Genomic DNA, 755 nt, shown 5'->3' with positions numbered 1-755 from the left:
ACATGGAAAGCGGGCGGTATGCGGAAGCCGAACGTTGCAAACAAATAATCTTTGCTATTGGTCGAATGTATGAGCAAATGTTCCACTGTAGTACCAGTGTTGTATCATGGACGACGTCAAACGAATTGTACGCGAATTCCTCGAGAACCGAAGTCCTGAAGGTACCTTTCGGTGCTTGCTGGAGTGCTACGCCGAAAATGCGCGAAGGGCACTCATGAGCGGCGAAGTCGAACAGATGGAGGAGGTGCTGCAAAGCTTGGTAACTATGCAGGAAGTGTACGAGGAATTGCGGCAAATTGACCGTAACACGACGGAAGAATTTTGCCAGTGGCTGGAAAGCTGGCGTTAGAATAGGCGTTTTTGCCCTTTGTTTTGCGTTATGTTGCGGATTGGTCACAAAGTAGATTTGCCGACAACCTATGAAATACTACACCGAAAAGCAAGTGTTGTCCTTTGCGCAGCAGATTGCGTCGGCTGTTCAGGACGGTGTACCGATTACGTCGGCGGTCAAGCTGGTCGGATTGACACGACGCACGCATTACGACTGGCTCCAGCGGGGGGAAAAGGGCGAAGAACCTTACGCGACGTATGCAGCAACGATTGAGCAAGCACAGGCAAAGGCGATTGCTGCTGCTATTAGCGCTATACGTGCACGCTGGAACCAGGACTGGAAAGCGGCGGCGTGGTTCCTGGAGCGGTGCTTCCCCGACCAGTTTGCACGGCGAATGATTCCAGACGCTGACGAGAAGGTGATA

2 protein-coding genes are annotated in these 755 nt (G+C 52.1%); both read left to right on the top strand.

Annotated elements, in window-relative coordinates:
• Window positions 1–106: 106 nt before the first annotated feature.
• Window positions 107–349, top strand: coding sequence for a hypothetical protein (locus NZ960_08615; protein ID MCS7177650.1), 243 nt, complete (start codon window positions 107–109; stop codon window positions 347–349).
• Window positions 350–419: 70 nt separating this feature from the next.
• A partial coding sequence (locus tag NZ960_08610; protein MCS7177649.1) for a hypothetical protein occupies window positions 420–755 on the top strand: 336 nt, incomplete at its 3' end.

Origin of the sequence: Candidatus Kapaibacterium sp. (assembly GCA_025059875.1) — a bacterium.
Classification (GTDB): Bacteria; Bacteroidota; Ignavibacteria; order Kapaibacteriales; family HRBIN21; genus HRBIN21.
Note: the sequence above shows the minus strand (reverse complement) of the source record. Positions and strands in the feature narration are given on the sequence as shown.

Coding starts and splice junctions, on each gene's coding strand:
- NZ960_08615 (MCS7177650.1), top strand. CDS start 107: ATGGACGACGTCAAACGAATTGTACGCGAATTCCTCGAGAACCGAAGT.